The organism is Psychrobacter sp. 1U2, from assembly GCF_051847575.1.
Window position 1 is genome coordinate 1 of the sequence record NZ_JBPYDC010000289.1, and the last position, 1,252, is coordinate 1,252.

1 protein-coding gene is annotated in these 1,252 nt (G+C 41.5%); it reads left to right on the plus strand.

The features are described from left to right. Window positions 1-55: 55 nt before the first annotated feature. On the plus strand, window positions 56-955 hold the full coding sequence (locus tag ACS8FD_RS15240; RefSeq protein ID WP_439260620.1) for an SMP-30/gluconolactonase/LRE family protein: 900 nt from the start codon (window positions 56-58) through the stop codon (window positions 953-955). Window positions 956-1,252: the final 297 nt, after the last annotated feature.

Sequence of the window (1,252 nt, forward strand, 5' to 3'; positions counted from 1 at the left end):
AAAATAATTGCACTTATTTATCAAGGAAGATAACCACTAATTAAGGGAAATAATTATGTCGAAATATGAGTTAGACGTTGTCGTTGATGGCTTTCATTATCTAGAAGGCCCTCGCTGGTATAAAAACGCTTTATGGTTTGTTGATTTTTATACGCAGGGGGTTTACCGCGTTAATGATCAAGGTGTGGCAGAAAAAATTGTCCATATTGAACAGCAACCTTCTGGTTTAGGTTGGTTGCCTGACGGTCGTATGCTGGTAGTATCGATGAAAGACCGTAAAGTCTTACGCTTAGAAGACAATGGCGAATTAGTCGTGCACGCTGACATTTGGGAGCATTGCGGTGGACATGCTAACGATATGGTGGTCGCTCCCAATGGAAACGCTTACGTCGGTAACTTTGGCTTTGACTTGATGGGCGGCGCTGATCATGAGCACGCAGGACTGGTACTGGTTAGACCGGATGGAAGCTCACAAGTGGTTGCAAAAGGTTTGTCTTTTCCCAATGGCATGGTGATATCAGCCGATGAAAAGACCTTAATCGTCAACGAACTATTTGGCAATAAAATCTCGCAATTTGATATTAATAAAGATGGGACACTTGGCGAAAAACGTGACTTTGCAAGCTTTGGCGAATTGGGCGATGAGCCAAACCTTGGTGTGCGTATAGGAAACGCCGAAATTCTACCAGACGGCCTTGCACTAGATAGCGAAGGCGCTGTTTGGATTGCAGATACTTTAAATCAGCGTGCTGTACGTATTAGCGAGGGTGGTAAAATTTTAGAAACTATCGATACCGCACCTGACGGTATTTTTGCTGTGGCTCTTGGTGGACAGGATGGTAAAACACTATTTATGTGTGCAGCCCCCGACTGGGATGAGGCATCGCGTAAAGCTGAGACTAAAGGTCGTATGCTGTCTACACAAGTCAAAGTCGATCATGCTGGGACACCATAATAACGAATAAACTTTATTTAAAAACGTAAGAATCATAGTATTTCTTAGCTTTCGATAATATGTACCATAAATGCAGCAACGTAATGACGCTGCATTTCTTCCTATGTCCTTTGACAAACCTAATATCATACTTAAAAACAAAACTAGCCTAGTGGTATTTCGTTGCTAATGTACTGTTTCAAAATCAATAATAACCGTATTTATACCATCGACTTTATCTCTGTTTATTGCTACAGTAATTTTTCGTTGTTGGTTCATAATAGCTCTCAGCACCGATCCTTTATGACCTCAAACTTG

Bases quoted from the DNA above. Each gene is read 5' to 3' on its own strand.
- ACS8FD_RS15240 (WP_439260620.1), top strand. From the start codon at position 56: ATGTCGAAATATGAGTTAGACGTTGTCGTTGATGGCTTTCATTATCTA.